We start from the raw sequence: 1,197 nt of genomic DNA, 5'->3' as shown, positions 1-1,197 counted from the left end.
GGTCAAGTCCTCGGCCTATTAGTACCGGTCAGCTCCACACATTACTGTGCTTCCACCTCCGGCCTATCAACCCGGTCGTCTACCGGGAGCCTTACCCACAAACGTGGTGGGAGACCTCATCTCAAGGCGAGCTTCCCGCTTAGATGCTTTCAGCGGTTATCCCTTCCGAACGTAGCCAACCAGCCGTGCACCTGGCGGTACAACTGGCACACCAGAGGTTCGTCCGTCCCGGTCCTCTCGTACTAGGGACAGCTCCTTTCAAGTCTCCTGCGCGCGCAGCGGATAGGGACCGAACTGTCTCGCGACGTTCTAAACCCAGCTCGCGTACCGCTTTAATGGGCGAACAGCCCAACCCTTGGGACCTACTCCAGCCCCAGGATGCGACGAGCCGACATCGAGGTGCCAAACCATCCCGTCGATATGGACTCTTGGGGAAGATCAGCCTGTTATCCCCGGGGTACCTTTTAGCCGTTGAGCGACACCGCTTCCACACGCCGATGCCGGATCACTAGTCCCAGCTTTCGCTCCTGCTCGACCCGTCAGTCTCACAGTCAAGCTCCCTTGTGCACTTACACTCAACACCTGATTGCCAACCAGGCTGAGGGAACCTTTGGGCGCCTCCGTTACCTTTTAGGAGGCAACCGCCCCAGTTAAACTACCCACCAGACACTGTCCTCGATCCGGATCACGGACCAGAGTTAGACGTTCAAAACGACCAGAGTGGTATTTCACCAATGACTCCACCCGAACTAGCGTCCGAGCTTCCCAGTCTCCCACCTATCCTACACAAGACGCTCCAAACGCCAATGTCAAGCTGTAGTGAAGGTCCCGGGGTCTTTCCGTCCTGCTGCGCGTAACGAGCATCTTTACTCGTAGTGCAATTTCGCCGGGTCTGCGGTTGAGACAGCGGGGAAGTCGTTACGCCATTCGTGCAGGTCGGAACTTACCCGACAAGGAATTTCGCTACCTTAGGATGGTTATAGTTACCACCGCCGTTTACCGGCGCTTAAGTTCTCACCTTCGCTGTGTCACCACAACTAAGCGGTCCCCTTAACGTTCCGGCACCGGGCAGGCGTCAGTCCGTATACATCGTCTTACGACTTCGCACGGACCTGTGTTTTTAGTAAACAGTCGCTTCCCCCTGGCCACTGCGACCCCCACCAGCTCCGAGTGCAAGACTCATCACCAGCAGAGGCC

1 rRNA gene (only partly in view) is annotated in these 1,197 nt (G+C 57.1%); it reads right to left on the bottom strand.

What is annotated here, in order from left to right:
* Positions 1-1,197, bottom strand: a 23S ribosomal RNA gene (locus tag ABZ459_RS52650); its annotated part runs 1,566 nt beyond the window's last position; the annotation flags it as partial.

Source organism: Nonomuraea sp. NPDC005692 (assembly GCF_040631115.1).
GTDB lineage: Bacteria > Actinomycetota > Actinomycetes > Streptosporangiales > Streptosporangiaceae > Nonomuraea.
This window is presented reverse-complemented; position numbering and strand designations above follow the sequence as displayed.